The 14726-nt window shown below is 64.5% G+C and carries 14 protein-coding genes; 7 read left to right on the top strand and 7 right to left on the bottom strand.

Annotated features, from left to right (window positions below):
* Nucleotides 1-69: 69 nt before the first annotated feature.
* A complete protein-coding gene (locus tag KZ498_RS09190; RefSeq protein ID WP_312618387.1) occupies nucleotides 70-612 on the bottom strand; it encodes a CBS domain-containing protein in 543 nt (180 codons plus the stop codon).
* Nucleotides 613-683: 71 nt separating this feature from the next.
* The gene (locus tag KZ498_RS09185; RefSeq protein WP_137682236.1) at nucleotides 684-1055 is read right to left on the bottom strand and encodes a DUF555 domain-containing protein; all 372 of its coding nucleotides are present in this window, start codon (nucleotides 1053-1055) and stop codon (nucleotides 684-686) included.
* Nucleotides 1056-1328: 273 nt separating this feature from the next.
* Between KZ498_RS09185 and KZ498_RS09180 the strand changes: the two genes are divergently transcribed.
* The 5 genes from KZ498_RS09180 to KZ498_RS09160 all read left to right on the top strand — a co-directional run bounded on the left by KZ498_RS09180 (nucleotide 1329) and on the right by KZ498_RS09160 (nucleotide 5070).
* Complete coding sequence (locus KZ498_RS09180) at nucleotides 1329-1499, top strand: hypothetical protein (RefSeq protein WP_312618386.1); 171 nt, start codon at nucleotides 1329-1331, stop codon at nucleotides 1497-1499.
* A gap of 91 nt (nucleotides 1500-1590) precedes the next feature.
* Nucleotides 1591-2313, top strand: coding sequence for an archaeal proteasome endopeptidase complex subunit beta (gene psmB, locus KZ498_RS09175; protein ID WP_312618385.1), 723 nt, complete (start codon nucleotides 1591-1593; stop codon nucleotides 2311-2313).
* 135 nt (nucleotides 2314-2448) lie between these two features.
* On the top strand, nucleotides 2449-3816 hold the full coding sequence (locus tag KZ498_RS09170) for a phosphopentomutase/phosphoglucosamine mutase (protein ID WP_312618384.1): 1368 nt from the start codon (nucleotides 2449-2451) through the stop codon (nucleotides 3814-3816).
* Between the two features lie 46 nt (nucleotides 3817-3862).
* Nucleotides 3863-4249, top strand: coding sequence for a cytidine deaminase (gene cdd, locus KZ498_RS09165; RefSeq protein ID WP_396276110.1), 387 nt, complete (start codon nucleotides 3863-3865; stop codon nucleotides 4247-4249).
* A complete protein-coding gene (locus KZ498_RS09160; RefSeq protein WP_312618383.1) occupies nucleotides 4246-5070 on the top strand; it encodes a nucleoside phosphorylase in 825 nt (274 codons plus the stop codon). The genes cdd and KZ498_RS09160 overlap by 4 nt, the downstream gene beginning before the upstream one ends.
* Before the next feature lie 264 nt (nucleotides 5071-5334).
* Here the strand turns inward: KZ498_RS09160 and KZ498_RS09155 are convergent, their stop codons facing one another.
* Together KZ498_RS09155 and KZ498_RS09150 are read right to left on the bottom strand one after the other, a co-directional pair.
* A complete protein-coding gene (locus KZ498_RS09155; protein ID WP_312618382.1) occupies nucleotides 5335-6504 on the bottom strand; it encodes an NAD(P)/FAD-dependent oxidoreductase in 1170 nt (389 codons plus the stop codon).
* Between the two features lie 144 nt (nucleotides 6505-6648).
* On the bottom strand, nucleotides 6649-7182 hold the full coding sequence (locus KZ498_RS09150; protein WP_312618381.1) for an Rrf2 family transcriptional regulator: 534 nt from the start codon (nucleotides 7180-7182) through the stop codon (nucleotides 6649-6651).
* 110 nt (nucleotides 7183-7292) lie between these two features.
* On the opposite strand from KZ498_RS09150, the gene KZ498_RS09145 reads away from it, so the two are divergent.
* Both KZ498_RS09145 and rocF read left to right on the top strand, forming a co-directional pair.
* Nucleotides 7293-8210, top strand: a complete 918-nt coding sequence (locus KZ498_RS09145; RefSeq protein WP_312618380.1) for an NAD-dependent epimerase/dehydratase family protein — start codon at nucleotides 7293-7295, stop codon at nucleotides 8208-8210.
* A gap of 63 nt (nucleotides 8211-8273) precedes the next feature.
* The gene (gene rocF / locus KZ498_RS09140) at nucleotides 8274-9188 is read left to right on the top strand and encodes an arginase (protein ID WP_312618379.1); all 915 of its coding nucleotides are present in this window, start codon (nucleotides 8274-8276) and stop codon (nucleotides 9186-9188) included.
* Here rocF and KZ498_RS09135 read toward each other — a convergent pair whose 3' ends face one another.
* The 3 genes from KZ498_RS09135 to gyrB all read right to left on the bottom strand — a co-directional run bounded on the left by KZ498_RS09135 (nucleotide 9189) and on the right by gyrB (nucleotide 14691).
* A complete protein-coding gene (locus KZ498_RS09135; RefSeq protein WP_312618378.1) occupies nucleotides 9189-10235 on the bottom strand; it encodes an FAD-binding oxidoreductase in 1047 nt (348 codons plus the stop codon). It lies immediately after the preceding gene.
* Between the two features lie 83 nt (nucleotides 10236-10318).
* A complete protein-coding gene (gene gyrA / locus KZ498_RS09130; RefSeq protein ID WP_312618377.1) occupies nucleotides 10319-12766 on the bottom strand; it encodes a DNA gyrase subunit A in 2448 nt (815 codons plus the stop codon).
* A complete protein-coding gene (gene gyrB / locus KZ498_RS09125; protein WP_312618376.1) occupies nucleotides 12763-14691 on the bottom strand; it encodes a DNA topoisomerase (ATP-hydrolyzing) subunit B in 1929 nt (642 codons plus the stop codon). Before gyrB ends, gyrA begins: the two co-directional genes overlap by 4 nt.
* Nucleotides 14692-14726: the final 35 nt, after the last annotated feature.

The following is a 14726-nucleotide window of genomic DNA, read 5'->3' as shown; positions in this document are numbered from 1 at the left end:
TTCGTTATTAAGCCCCTCCTACGGGGAGTACGGAGCTACTATCGCTGTTTGCGTTTCTGAGAATCGGAGTTAGCTGACCGTACGCGCGATGTCCGCTTCGGTTATGACACCGATAGTTTCCCCGCCTTCGACGACCATCACAGCGGCATTGTGGTTCAGGTAAGCGTCGACTTCGTCGATAGGTGCGTCGGGTTCGACAGTCGCGATAGACTCGTTCATCACTTCAGCCACCGGAAGATCGCCGACGTTCTCCTCGGGGCGCTGGCGGATGTCGGAGTTGCCGATGAGGCCCTGCGGTGCCCCGTCCCGGATGACCGGGACCTGGGAGTACCCCTTCTCGTCCATCAGGGCCTTCGTCTGGTGGACGGAGTCGTCGGGCGCGACGCCAACGACGGGGGAGTTCATCAGGTCACGTGCCTTGATGATGCCGCCCTCGGCCTCTTCCAGGGCGGTCACGATACGGCGGAGTGTCGACAGCCGCGGGTCCACGTCGCCCCCTTCGATACGAGCGATGAGGGGCTGGGAGACGTCAGCCCGTTCCGCCAGTTCGCTCTGGGTCAAGCCGAGTTCGTTGCGGCGCTCCCGCAGGTCCTGTGGCGTCGGTAAGTCCATGTTCGCTAATTACCTGTGGTAATATAAAAAGCCCACGGCTACCGAGGTGGGCGACTCAGAGGGTGCACGGACTACGCTTCGGCTTCGGCCTCGTCTTCGTCGGCTTCGGTCTCGAATACCTCGATGACTTTCAGCGGGACGTCCCGGAGCGCGCCGCCGATCTCGCTCTTGGCGATCCGCTGGGCGTGCTCGGGGGATTCGGCGTTGAACACGTCCATCTCGAGTACCAGTCCGACGAGTGCCGTGTCGGCCGCGATGAACGCCGAGTCGAACGGTTCGCCACAGGCCGGGCAGCCGGTCGCGCCGACTTCGACCTCGACGTAGTCCATCTCGGCCTCGTTGAGCCGCTTCCCCGCTTCGCTCACTGCTACACCGATAGCGTCGTCGATGTCGTCTACGTCACGAACCAGCCAGGCTGCTTCCATCGCCACGAGGTAGTTCATACTGTCCCTCTCGGGGCCCGACTATTCGATAGTTTTGATTCGCCCCTGGTGCGCACGTCACCGTTACTATCTCTATAACTTATGCGAACCACCCACCTGACACACGCTCCCGTTATGTCAGTTCGGGGTACCGTTCGGCTGTCGGTCGGGTCTCTCGGGTAGTTCGGCAAACCGCAAGACAGCGGCCCGTTGTTTCTTCACTATCGATAATAACGAACTGAAACGCGGCGGCAAGACTTATATACTAGACCCACTCTGGATGGACCGAGGAAGATGGTAGCTCGACTGTACTCCGCAACGCTGTTCGCACTGTACCAACTTACCCTGCTGCTGGGCATCATGCTGCTTCCGGTGGCGATGGTCACGGAGCGGTTCGGTTTCCGACTGCCGATGGACCGGGCCGTGTCGGGACTCAACGAGGCCTACGACCAGGCGAGCGCGTAAGGGACAGCCGACTGACGCCTGACCGCGGTGATGGCGGTCAGGCTCACCAGGAAAAGAGGTTTTATCAGCGCCCGACCAGTATCAGACGGTAATGCGAGACATGACTCCGGGGCCGGACCTTTCTGGACCCCAGACTGCTGACGAGTTCCAGAGCGACCCGTACGCGCCCGAAGTCGGTGAGCTCCCCGAACAGTCCACACAGGATTCGGAGAAGGTGAACAAGACCGGGACGACCACCATCGGCATCAGCACGTCCGAGGGCGTCGTCATCGCGACGGACATGCGCGCCTCGCTCGGCGGTCGCTTCGTCTCGAACAAGAACGTCCAGAAGGTCGAGCAGATTCACCCCACGGCAGCGCTAACTCTCGTCGGCAGCGTCGGCGGCGCACAGTCGTTCATCCGGACGCTCCGCGCCGAGGTCAACCTCTACGAGGCCCGGCGCGGCGAGGACATCACGATGAAGGGCCTCTCGACGCTGGCCGGCAACTTCGCCCGCGGCGGCCCCTTCTTCGCTATCAACCCCATCCTCGGCGGCGTCGACGACGACGGCCACCACGTCTACTCTATCGACCCGGCCGGCGGCGTGATGAAAGACGACTACACCGTCACCGGCTCCGGGCTCACCGTCGCATACGGGACCCTCGAAGACCGCTACGAGGAGGACATGACCAACGAGGAGGCCAAGGAAGTCGCCGCCGCCTCGATCAAGGCCGCCGCCGAGCGCGACACCGGCTCCGGCAACGGTATCTACCTCGCCGACGTCACCGCCGAGGGCGTCGATATCAACGGGTACGACTTCGACGAACTGCTGTAAGCCGGCCGGTTCGCGGTATTTTCTACGCCGTCTGCATCAGATCTTAACCGCAGGTCCCGACTGACCGTCCGCCCCGGTAACCCCGAACTGACGTGCGAACGAGAGAATTATACGGTCGGCTTCCGCATCGCCGGTATGGAACTGTTCGGGACGGCGGGAATCCGCGGTGCTGTCGTATCGAAGGTGACGCCGGACCTCGCGTTGCGAGTCGGACAGGCTACTGGCCGGGACGGCGAGACGTTCGTGCTGGGGTACGACGGCCGGGTGACCTCGCCAGCCCTCGCTAATGCGATGGCCGCCGGCCTCCAGAGCGCTGGCGCACGCGTCGTCAGAATCGGCCGCGTCCCGACGCCGACGCTGGCCTACGCCTCGCAGGGCCGTCACGGCGTGATGATTACCGCGAGCCACAACCCGCCCACGGACAACGGCATCAAGGTGTTCGCCGACGGCACCGAGTACGGCGACGACGACGAGACGCGCATCGAAGGACAAATCGAGGACGGCACCACACCGGCGACCTGGCGCGACTGGGGCGATACGGAGTCGGTCGACTACCTCCAGGACTACCGTTCCGCCGTCGCTGACTACGCCGAGTCACTCGGAGACGACCCGTCGGGACTGACGGTCGCTGTCGACTGCGGGAACGGAATGGCCAGCGTGGCAACGCCACAGGTCATCCGCGAACTCGGAGCCGACGTGCTGGCGACGGAGGCGAACGTCGACGGGACCTTCCCCGGGCGGGAGAGCAAGCCGACGCCGGAGACGCTGGCCGATTTCCGGACGTTCGTCGCCGAGACGGACGCCGACTTCGGTTTCGGTCACGACGGCGACGCCGACCGCATCGTCGTCGTCGACGCCGACGGCGACGTGGTCCACGAGGACACGATACTCGCGATGCTCGCGGAGCACTACACGCGCGCTGCCGACGTCTCGGACCCGGTCGTCGTCACGACGCCGAACGCCTCCGGCCGTATCGACGAGCGGGTCGAGGCCGCCGGCGGCCGCGTCGAGCGCATCCACCTCGGCTCGCTCCACGTGGGCATCGCCGACGTCCGCGCGGACGCGACCGACGAAACGGAGGTCGTCTTCGCCGCGGAGCCCTGGAAGCACATCCACGCCGCTTTCGGCGGCTGGATAGACGGCGTGGCCAGCGCGGCCGTGCTCACGCGTCTGTTCGCCGCGGAGAGCGTCGCCGACAGGCGGGCCGTCGTCTCCGAACGGCCTTACGAGAAGGTGAGCGTCGAGTGTCCCGACGACGCCAAAGCCGCGACGATGGGTCGACTCGAATCCAGCCTGCCGGAGGCGTTCCCTGAGGCCGACGTCGCCACCGAGTACGGCGTCCGGCTCTCATTCGACGACGGGTCGTGGACGCTCGTCCGCCCGAGCGGCACCGAACCGTACGTTCGGGTGTACGCAGAGAGCGACGACATCGACGCGCTGGTCGCGGAAACCACGCAGGCGGTCCGCGACGCCGTCGCGGCTGTCGGTGCCGCTGACGCCTGACCCCGAGACCGACAGAATTTCTACGCGGCCCGCCGACGCCCAGTGCATGGAAGACCTCCTCGACGCGGCGAGAGATGCGATGGATGCAGCCTACACTCCGTACTCGGAGTACACCGTCGGCGCGGCGCTTGAAACGAGCGACGGCAGCGTCTACACCGGCTGTAACATCGAGAACGCCAACTACAGCAACAGCCTGCACGCCGAAGAAGTCGCCATCGGCGCGGCAGTAAGCGACGGCCATCAGTCCTTCGAACGCGTCGCCGTCACCTCGGGCAAGCGCGACGGCGTCACCCCGTGTGGGATGTGCCGCCAGACGTTCGCCGAGTTCTGCGACGAATCGTTCGAAATCATCACCGACGGCGACGAGCAGGCCGTGTACGAACTCGGCGAACTCCTGCCGAACACGATTACCAGCGACCACCTCGACAAATGACTGGCGACAGCGAAGACCCGAACGACGACGTACAGTACCACCTGGAGGTGAGCGAGTCGGACGTGGCCGACAGCGTCCTGCTGCCGGGCAACCCCGAGCGCGTCGAGAAGGTCGTCGACTACTGGGACGACCACGAGGTCGTCGCCGAACACCGCGAGTACCGAACGGCGACAGGCACCCACGAAGGAACGCCCATCTCGGTAACCTCGACCGGCATCGGCGGCCCGTCGGCCGCTATCGCGCTCGAGGAACTGGCCCGCGTCGGCGCTGATTCGTTCATCCGGGTCGGCTCCTGTGGGGCCATCCAGGAAGAAGCCAGCATCGGCGACCTCGTCATCACGACCGGCGCGGTGCGACAGGAGGGCACCAGCAAGGAGTACATCCGCGAGGACTATCCCGCCAGCGCCGACCACCGCGTCGTCTCGGCGCTCGTCGCCGCCGCCGAGGAACTCGGCTACGACTACCACCTCGGGGTCACCTGCTCGACGGACAGTTTCTACGCCGGCCAGTCGCGCGCCGGGTTCGAGGGGTTCGAGGCCAGCGGCAGCGACGAACGTATCGCGGCGCTGCAGGAAGCCGGCGTCCAAAACTTCGAGATGGAGGCCGCGACCATTCTCACGCTCGCGAACCTGTACGGCCTGCGGGCCGGCGCTGTCTGTACGGTGTACGCCAACCGCGTCACCGGCGAGTTCCGCACCGAAGGGGAGCGTAAAGCAGCGAAATGCGCCAGTCTCGCCGTCTCGTATCTCGCCGAAATGGATGCCGCTGTCGAGGAGGCCGACGCCGACGGCTGGCACGCCGGTCTATCTATCGACCGGTAGGGTTCTCTACGCCCGTTAGCCGCGAGCGGCCGCTGTTGTAGTCAGCGGTGCAGTACAGTGGTAGGAACAGTCGGGACTCCGGATTCGGTTGCAGTCGTGGCGCGGTAGAAATAGCATACCGCGCGAGCGGAGCGAGCGCGGTTTCACTCCGAGCGCGCTCCCAGAGCGCGACTCGGAGGTCGTTTTTAGCGTAGATTTTTTACTACAGGGGGTTCCCACAGCGCCGCAGGCGCGAGGAAACCCCCTGTAGTAAAAAGGTCTTCTCTACATGTCGGGCCAGGCCTTTGCGGCCCGACCGATGCCGGTCACGTCGTTGATCCAGCGGGCGGCGATGGCTTTCTTCAGCAGTTTCGCCGGCATCCCGCCGAACGTCTCTATTGGGACGTTCATCACGTCGTGGGCCACGGCTTTCTCCCCGACGGAGACGACCGTGCCCTTGTCCTTGTGGGTCCAGGTCTTCAGTGGCTGGCCCCGGACTGCGCGAGCCAGGTTCTCGCCGGCCACCTCGGCGGCCTGCCAGGCGGCCTGGGCCGTCGGCGGCGCGGGCTGGTCGCCCGGCTGGTCGATGAGTGCCGAATCGCCGATGGCCAGAACACGCTCGTCGTCGGTCTGGAAGTTCCCCTCCGCGTGGACGCGGTGGTTGCGCTCGTCCTTGTCGAGGTCGACATCGTGCATGCACTCCCGGCCGGTGATGCCGCCCGTCCAGACCAACACGTCGTAGTCCAGTTCGTCCTCGTCGCCGATGTAGACGGTCTCCTCGTCGACCTCGCCGATGAACTCACCGCACTCGATGTTCACGCCGGCGGCTTCGAGTCGCTTGCGCAGCGCGCCCTGCAGTTCCGGGTCACTGTTGGGGAGAACGTTATCGAGTCCTTCCACGAGGTGAATATCAATCGGGGCGTTGTGTTCGTCGCGGAACTCCGCGACCTCGCCGGCGGTCTGGATACCCGAGAGGCCAGCGCCGCCGATGACGACCTGCGCGGGGTCGTTCTGGGAAGCTTCACGAGCGGCCTGCTGGACGGCGTCGTGAATCGCCAGAGCGTCGTCGAGGCTCTTCAGCGTCAGCGCGTGCTCTCTGAGACCGTCGATACCGAAGAAGGCCGTCCGCGAGCCCAGCCCCACCAGCAGGTAGTCATACTCGACGGTGTCGGACTCGGCGAGAGCCACTTCCTGGGCGTCGGTGTCGATACCGACGACCTCGTCCTGGATGAACGCGGTCGAGGGCTGTTTGATCTCGTGGACGGGAATCGCGATGTTCTCCTGGACGCTCGGGTCCCGAATGCACCGGTGGGACTCGTGCAAGACCAGATGATAGTCCGTCTCGGAGATCCAGGTGACATCGGCGTCCGCCCCACCGTCCAGTTCGTCCTCTAAACTCTTGATTGCCCCCGCACCTGCATACCCTGCACCGAGCACGACCACGTTCTCTGTCATACAGGTGACTCAGCAACCGACTGATACAAACCCTTTGAAATCCCTCTCCGTGGGGAGAATTCTACAGAAATAATCGTGACAGGGGCGCTATGATGGGGGCCCCGGCGACCGCAGGAGAACAATCTAAAAGACTGGTGACACGTACTAGTGTTCCGGCTCGCCCGCCGGCGCCCGCATGTCGTCGATAGCGAGGATGAGCTTGTTGTTCGTGTCGTCCTTGCCTTCGAGCGTGCCGATGATCTGGAGCTTCGACAGCGGCGTCGGGCCGACGGTCACCGAGTCGCCCTCGTGGAATTCGGACATAGACCCCTGAATCTGGATTTCGGCGCGGCACTCTTCGGGGTGGTGCACACTGGTCAGATCGATCTCCTCGACGTTCAGGTGTTCGACAAGCTCGCCGTTGTGGCGCAGGGGGACCTCCGCGGCCTGGTCCATGTCCTGAATCTGGAGCGCGTCGTAAGCGTTGGCGGTGGGCTTGTACCCACCTTTGGGGCCGGGGACGCCCTCGACCAGCTGCAGGGCCTTGAGGCTCTGCATCTGGTTTCGGATCGTGCCCGGGTTCCGGTCGACCTTCTCGGCGATGTCCTCGCCTTTGACGGCGCTTTCACTTTCCCGATAGAGATTTACCAGTTCCTGCAGAATGTTCTTTTGACTGGGTGTCAGTTCGATAGATGACATAATCTGTTGTTCGGTATAGCCGTCCTTAAATGCGACGGTAAACCGTCTAGAACCGCCTTAGAATCGCGGAAAACGTTAGTACTTTATTCCACCGACGACCTGACACAGATATGGAAAATCAGCGCGTCCTGGTGACTGGCGGTGGGGGGTTCATCGGGGCGAACCTCGCGAACAAACTGGCCGAGACAAACGAGGTCATCGCCCTCGATAACGGCTACCTCGGCACGCCGGAGAACGTATCAGAAGACGTAGAGTACGTCGAGCGGAGCGTCCTCGCGGACGACCTGCCGACCGACGTTGATGTCGTGTTCCACCTCGCAGCGCTTTCCTCCTATGCGATGCACGAGGACAACCCGACACACGGGGCCCGCGTGAACGTCGAAGGGTTCGTCAACACGGTCGAACAGGCCCGGGACGACGGCTGTGACACCGTCGTCTACGCCTCGACGTCCTCCATCTACGGCAGCCGGACCGACCCCTCGCCGGAGGACATGGACGTCACGGTCAACACCGGCTACGAGGCCTCGAAGATGGCCCGGGAGACGTACGCGGAGTACTTCCAGAACCACTACGACCTCACGCTGGCCGGTATGCGCTTTTTCTCGGTGTATCAGGGCTACGGCGGCGCGGAGGAACACAAGGGCGAGTACGCCAACGTCATCGCCCAGTTCGCCGACGATCTGGCCGGCGGCGACGCGCCGAAACTGTACGGCGACGGCGAGCAGACCCGCGATTTCACCCACGTCGACGACATCGTCCGGGGACTCGTCCTGGCCGCCGAACACGAACTGAACGGCGTGTACAACCTCGGTACCGGCGAAGCCTACGACTTCAACACCGTCGTCGAGATGCTGAACGACGAACTCGGAACGGACATCGAGCCGGAGTACGTCGCGAACCCGATTCCCGAGGACGTGTACGTCCACGACACCTGCGCTGACTTCTCGAGGATGCACGAGGCGACAGGCTGGGAGCCCCAGATTAGTTTCGAAGAGGGCATCGAACTGGTCTGTGCGCCGTACACGTAGGAAACCGCTGGCTGTCGCCCTCTCAACGCTGGGTCTTTATCCGTCGCCCGTGGAGGCGACAGTATGCAACGACAGGTTCGGGTTCTCGGTGTCCCGATGGACCTCGGCGCCGACCGGCGTGGCGTCGATATGGGGCCGTCGGCGATACGGTACGGCGGCCTCGCCGACCAACTGGCGAGTGCTGGCATCGACTGCGTCGACGGCGGCGACATCGCCGTGCCCCGGCCGGAAGAGCGTGACCCCGACGCCGGCGGCCTGGAGAGCGGCCGCGCGAAGTTCTTCAGGGAGACGAGGGAGGTCTGTGAGGACGTGACGACGGCGGTCGACGCGACCCTCCGGGAAGGGCGTGTTCCGCTCGTCCTGGGCGGCGACCACTCCATCGGAATCGGAACCATCGCCGGCGCAGCCCGCGACGACGAGGACCTGGGCGTCATCTGGTTCGACGCCCACGGCGATTTCAACACGCCAGAGACGACGCCCAGCGGGAACATCCACGGGATGTCGCTGGCGGCCGTCCTCGGTCTGGGCGCGTTCGCCGACCACGAGTGGGCCCACACACCGGCAGTGAGCGAGGAAAACGTCGTCATCGTCGGCCTGCGGGACGTGGACGACGGGGAGCGCCGCCTGATAGCGGACAGTGACGTTACGGCGTACACGATGTCGGATATCGACGCCCGGAGCGCACCGGAGGTCGTCGACGAAGCACTGGAGATCGCGACCGACGGAACGGACGGCATACACGTCTCGCTCGACCTCGACTGGCTCGACCCGACGGAAGCGCCCGGCGTCGGGACGCCGGTTCGGGGCGGCGTTTCCTACCGTGAGGCCCACATCGCGATGGAGTACGTCGCCGAACACCACGACCAGCTGCGCTCGATGGAGATGGTCGAGGTGAACCCGATTCTCGACGAACACAACCGCACCGCCGAACTGGGCTGTGAACTCGTCGCCAGCGCCTTCGGCAAGCGCGTGCTGTAGCTATCCGAACCCTTCGTACTGCATCTCGGAGTCGGGCACCCCGACGCTTCGGGCGGCCCGGACCAGCGTCGATACCATCGCGCTGATGCCACACGCGTACAGTTCGACGTTCGTCGGGTCGATGCGGGCGTCGACGCCGGACTGAGGAGGGTGGTCCCGCACAGAGTCGAACCGTGCCGGCAGGTCCGCGCCGGCCAGCGCGTCCCGCGCCACGTGGCTGACAAACACCGACTGGACGTAGTCAGTCGCGCCCTCCCACTCGGTCAACAGCGGTTCGCGCGTGAGCGTCGGAACGAAATGGAAGTGGTCGTACTGGGCGTCGAGTCGTCGGAAGTGCGTCCGGTGGGGCAGGTCGTCCTCCCAGCCACAGCCGAGAAACAGCCAGATATCGCGGGGTTCGCCGTCGACCACGTCCCGGCCCTGTTCGAGCGTGTAGTCGATCATGCTTTTGAACGGCGCGACGCCGGTCCCGGTCGCCAGAAAGACCATGTCCCGGCTCGACGGCGGGTCCAGTACCATGTCGCCGTTCGGCCCGCGAACGACGACTGCCTCGCCCACGTCGACGCGTTCGAACAGCCCGCTGGTCAGTTTCCCGCCGGGGACCAGCCGGATGCAAAACTCCAGTTCGTCCTCGCTGGGCGAGTTCGAAAGCGAGTACGCCCGCGGCGTGTCGTGGAGCCTGAGCGTGACGTACTGTCCGGGCGCGAAGTCGAGGTCCACGTCGGGTTTGACACGGAGTCGCAGCAGCGAGGGATAGGGGCGGTCGAAGCGCTCGGCCAGCGTCTCGATGCGTGCGAGCCTTCGTTTCGACGCCCCCGCGTCACGAACGCGGTCGAGCAGCGCCGGCCACCGTATCGTCGACCCGTCCCGTGCGGCCGCCACCCACGACCGGTCCCCGACGGCTGCGACCTGGTCGCGGACCGCCGACAACACCTCGTTGTTGCGGTTGCGGTCCATCGGTTCGACGAGCGTCACCCGCGCGTCCTCGGTGACCAGCGGCAACTGCGCCGCCCGGTCGTGCTGTGAGAGGTGCCGGGGCAAGTCCATGAACGGGCTACGTCGCCGACACGGGTATGTCTATGCCACAAAACTGACAGTAAAAATGAAAGACGCGGGCCGGGAATCTGCCCTTACCTGTCGGTGGCCGCTGGCACGACCGTCACGCTCGCAACTCGGTCACCGTCCGCAAGTCCCATAATCGTCACACCCTTGGTGTTGCGCCCGACCTGCGACACGTCGCCGGCGCGGATACGCATAATCTGGCCCTGTTCTGACATGATGACCAGGTGGTCCTCGTCGGTGACGGCCTTGGCGGTCGAGACGCGGCCGTTGCGGTCGTCGGTCTTGATGTCGATGAGCCCCTTGCCGTAGCGGGACTGGGTCCGGTACTCGTCGAGTTTGGTCCGCTTCCCGAAGCCGTGTTCGGTGACGGTCAACAGCGAACGGGGGTCGTCGTCGTCGGTGGCGACCATCGCCGCGACCTTGTCGTCGCCCTGCAGTTTGATGCCGTTGACGCCGCGTGCGGAGCGGCCCATCTCGCTGACCTCGCTCTCGCTGAAGCGGATGGTCATCCCCGCCTCCGTGGCGATGACGAGGTCGCCGGTGCCGTCGGTGACGTCCACGTCGATGAGTTCGTCGCCGTCTTCGAGTTTGGCGGCGATGATTCCAGTCGAGAGGATGTTCTCGAACTCCGTACAGCAGGTCCGCTTGACGTAGCCGTTCCGGGTCACCATCGTGATGCACTCGTCGTCCTCGAACTCGTCGGTCGAGACGACGGCGGTCAGCTCCTCGCCGTCGTCCAGGTCGATGAGGTTGATGGCGGATTTGCCCCGCGCAGTCCGGGACATCTCCGGAATCTCGTAGGTCTTGAGCCGGTAGACCTGCCCCTGGTTGGTGAAACAGAGCAGGTAGTCGTGGCTGTTGGCGCGGAACACCTTCGAGACGCGGTCGTCCTCCTTGGGGTCGGCCCCGATGATGCCCTTGCCGCCGCGGTTCTGGGGGTCGAAGTTCTCGACCGGCATCCGCTTGATGTAGTCGTCCTCGGTGATGACGACGACGCAGTCCTCCTCGGGGATGAGGTCCTCGTGGGTGACCTGGCCCTCGTCCTCGATGATGCTCGTCCGGCGGTCGTCGTCGTACTCGTCTTTGACATCCTGGAGTTCGTCGGCGATGACGCCGTCGAGCTTCGCGCGGCTGTCGAGGACGGATTCGAGGTAGTCGATGGTGTCCTGGACGTCCTCGTACTCCTCTTCGATCTCGGCGGCCTCCATCGAGGTGAGCGAGCCGAGCTGCATCCTGACGATGTGGGCGGCCTGCTCCTCGGAGAACTCGAAGGACTCCTGCAGGCCCGCTCGCGCGGCGTCGCGGTCCTCGCTGTTGCGGATGAGTTCGACCACGTCCTCGACGTTTTCCAGCGCCTTCAGTCGGCCTTCGAGGATGTGGGCGCGGTCCTCGGCCTCGGCGAGGTCGTACTCGGAGCGCCGGCGGACGACCTCGCGGCGGTGGTCGATGTAGTGCTGGAGAGTCTCTTTCAGCGAGAGGACCTTCGGCTGGCCGTCGACCAGCGAGAGGTTGATGACGCCGAAGGTGGATTCGAGGTGGTGGTCCAGTAGCCGGTTCTCGACCACGTCGACGTTCGCCCCGCGCTTGAGTTCGACGACGATACGGACGCCGTTGCGGTCGGACTCGTCGCGGAGGTCCGATATTCCCTCGATTTTCCCCTCGTTCACGTCGTCGGCGATGCGCTCGACGACGCGGGCCTTGTTCTCCTGGTAGGGGAGTTCACTGATGACGATGCGACCCGCCTCCGGGTCCACCTCGTACTCGGCGCGGACCCGCAGGCGGCCCCGGCCGGTCGCGTACGCCGAGTAGATGGCGTCGCGACCGACGATGTTGCCGCCGGTCGGGAAGTCCGGCCCCTTGACGTGCTCCATCAGGTCCTCGACGGTGCAGTCGGGGTTTTCCAGCAGGTGGACCGTCGCGTCGACCAGTTCGCCGAGGTTGTGCGGCGGGATGTTGGTCGACATCCCGACAGCGATGCCCGAAGAGCCGTTCAACAGGAGGTTCGGGACCTTCGAGGGCAGCACGTCGGGCTCTTGCAGGCGGTCGTCGTAGTTGCTGGAGAAATCGACGGTGTCTTTCTCGATGTCGTCGAGCAGTTCCTCGGCGATGGGGGCCATCCGCGCCTCCGTGTACCGCATGGCTGCCGCCGGGTCGCCGTCCATCGAGCCGAAGTTCCCCTGGCCGTCGATCAGCGGATACCGCATCGAGAAGTCCTGTGCCATCCGGACGAGCGTGTCGTAGATGGCCGAGTCGCCGTGTGGGTGGTAGTCACCCATCGTCTCCCCGATGATCGAGGAGGACTTCCGATGGGCGGCGTTCGAGGAGACGCCCATCTCGTGCATCGCATAGAGGATGCGCCGGTGGACGGGCTTGAGGCCGTCCCGGACGTCCGGGAGCGCCCGCCCCGCGATGACCGACATCGCGTAGTCGATGTAGGACTGCTCCATCTCGTCCTCGATTCGGACGTGCTTGATCTGCTCTGCCGGGGCGTTCGCGTCGTCAGCGTCGGAACTCATATGTCGACCCACTCCGCTTCAGGCGAGTGCTCCTTGATGAACTCCTTGCGCGGTTCGACGGCGTCGCCCATCAGGACGTTGAACATCTTGTCCGCGGCCGCGGCGTCCTCGATTGTTATCTGCTTGAGAATCCGGTTGTCGGGGTTCATCGTCGTCTCCCACAGTTGCCCGGGGTTCATCTCGCCCAGTCCCTTGAACCGCTGGACCTGGGTCGGGTTCCCGTCGCATTTCTCCTCGACGATGCGGTCGCGCTCCGCCTCGGTCATCGCGTCGTAGGTGTCCCCGCGGTAGCGAACCCGGTACAGCGGCGGCTGGGAGGCGTAGACGTAGCCTGCTTCCAGCAGCGGCTTCATGTGGCGGTAGAACAGCGTCAACAGGAGCGTCCGGATGTGTGCTCCGTCGACGTCGGCGTCCGTCATCAGGATGATCTTCTCGTAGCGCAGGTCGTCGATATCGAACTCGTCGCCGATACCGGTCCCCAGCGCGGTGATGAGGTTCCGTATCTCGTTGTTCTCCAGAATCCGGTCCAGTCGGTGTTTCTCGACGTTCAGAATCTTCCCCTTGATAGGCAGGATGGCCTGGAACTCCGGGTTCCGGCCCTGCTTTGCGCTCCCGCCCGCAGAGTCGCCCTCCACGACGAACAGTTCGGCTTCCTCCGGGTCCCGCGTCTGGCAGTCCGCCAGCTTTCCGGGCAGTGCGGTCGAGTCGAGCGCCGACTTCCGTCGGGTGAGCTCCTCGGCCTTCTGTGCGGCCTTCCGCGCTTTCGCGGCTTCGACGGCCTTCCCGACAATCGTCTCGGCCGTGTCCGGGTTCTCCTCGAAGAAGGTCGCCAGCCCGTCGTGCATCGCCGATTCGACGATGCCACGGACCTCGCTGTTGCCGAGTTTCGTCTTGGTCTGGCCCTCGAACTGCGGGTCGGGATGTTTGACAGAAATGACGGCCGTCAGCCCCTCGCGGATGTCGTCGCCTTTGAGCGTGTCGTCCAGGTCTTTCAGCAGATTGTTATCGGTCGCGTAGTCGTTGACCACGCGTGTCAGTGACGTTTTGAACCCCGTGAGGTGTGTCCCGCCCTCGCGTGTGTTGATGTTGTTGGCGAAGGCGTGGATCGACCCCTGGAGGTCGTCGGTCCCCTGCAGTGCGATCTCGACCTGGACCGTTCCCTCTGAGATGCTCTCTTCGTCCTCGAAGTAGATGACGTCGCGGTGGAGCGGCTCTTTGGTCTCGTTGAGATACTCGACGAACTCGCGGATGCCGCCGTCGTAGGCGAACGTCTGCGTCTCGCCGTTGCGCTCGTCGATGATAGAGATGGCGACGCCGGAGTTGAGGAAGGCGAGTTCGCGCAGTCGGGACGACAGCGTCGAGAACTTGAACTCGCCGGTCTCGAAGATTGCGTCGTCGGGCCAGAACCGGACCGTCGTCCCCGTCTCCTCGTCGGGTTCGAGGTCCCGGACCTTCTTCAGGTCGTACTCCGGTTTGCCGTGGTCGAAGCGCTGCTTCCAGAGCGCGCCGTCGCGCCTGACTTCGACTTCGAGCCACTTCGAGAGCGCGTTGACCACGCTCACCCCGACCCCGTGGAGCCCCCCGGAGACCTGGTAGGACTTGTTGTCGAACTTCCCGCCAGCGTGGAGAATCGTCATCACGACCTCGACGGCCGGACGGCCGTGCTCTTCGTGGGTATCGACGGGGATGCCCCGCCCGTCGTCGCTGACAGAGACGGAGCCGTCGTCGTGAATCGTTACGTCGATGTTGTCACAGTAGCCGGCGAGCGCCTCGTCGATCGCGTTGTCGACCACCTCGTAGACGAGGTGGTGCAGGCCGCGAGCGTCCGTCGACCCGATATACATCGCGGGCCGTTTCTGGACGGCTTCCAGCCCTTCGAGGGTCTGGATCGACTTTGCGCCGTACTCATCAGACTCTCCTGACATAGGAACTTACCCGTCCTAATAGAGGGGGACGTATA

The sequence above is a fragment of the Haloarcula sp. 1CSR25-25 genome (assembly GCF_032027985.1).
GTDB lineage: Archaea > Halobacteriota > Halobacteria > Halobacteriales > Haloarculaceae > Haloarcula.
This window is presented reverse-complemented; position numbering and strand designations above follow the sequence as displayed.

Bases quoted from the DNA above. Each gene is read 5' to 3' on its own strand.
- KZ498_RS09160 (WP_312618383.1), top strand. From the start codon at position 4,246: ATGACTGGCGACAGCGAAGACCCGAACGACGACGTACAGTACCACCTG.
- KZ498_RS09170 (WP_312618384.1), top strand. From the start codon at position 2,449: ATGGAACTGTTCGGGACGGCGGGAATCCGCGGTGCTGTCGTATCGAAG.
- KZ498_RS09155 (WP_312618382.1), bottom strand. From the start codon at position 6,504: ATGACAGAGAACGTGGTCGTGCTCGGTGCAGGGTATGCAGGTGCGGGG.
- cdd (WP_396276110.1), top strand. From the start codon at position 3,863: ATGGAAGACCTCCTCGACGCGGCGAGAGATGCGATGGATGCAGCCTAC.
- KZ498_RS09190 (WP_312618387.1), bottom strand. From the start codon at position 612: ATGGACTTACCGACGCCACAGGACCTGCGGGAGCGCCGCAACGAACTC.
- gyrB (WP_312618376.1), bottom strand. From the start codon at position 14,691: ATGTCAGGAGAGTCTGATGAGTACGGCGCAAAGTCGATCCAGACCCTC.
- KZ498_RS09180 (WP_312618386.1), top strand. From the start codon at position 1,329: ATGGTAGCTCGACTGTACTCCGCAACGCTGTTCGCACTGTACCAACTT.
- KZ498_RS09150 (WP_312618381.1), bottom strand. From the start codon at position 7,182: ATGTCATCTATCGAACTGACACCCAGTCAAAAGAACATTCTGCAGGAA.
- KZ498_RS09185 (WP_137682236.1), bottom strand. From the start codon at position 1,055: ATGAACTACCTCGTGGCGATGGAAGCAGCCTGGCTGGTTCGTGACGTA.
- psmB (WP_312618385.1), top strand. From the start codon at position 1,591: ATGCGAGACATGACTCCGGGGCCGGACCTTTCTGGACCCCAGACTGCT.
- KZ498_RS09135 (WP_312618378.1), bottom strand. From the start codon at position 10,235: ATGGACTTGCCCCGGCACCTCTCACAGCACGACCGGGCGGCGCAGTTG.
- gyrA (WP_312618377.1), bottom strand. From the start codon at position 12,766: ATGAGTTCCGACGCTGACGACGCGAACGCCCCGGCAGAGCAGATCAAG.
- KZ498_RS09145 (WP_312618380.1), top strand. From the start codon at position 7,293: ATGGAAAATCAGCGCGTCCTGGTGACTGGCGGTGGGGGGTTCATCGGG.
- rocF (WP_312618379.1), top strand. From the start codon at position 8,274: ATGCAACGACAGGTTCGGGTTCTCGGTGTCCCGATGGACCTCGGCGCC.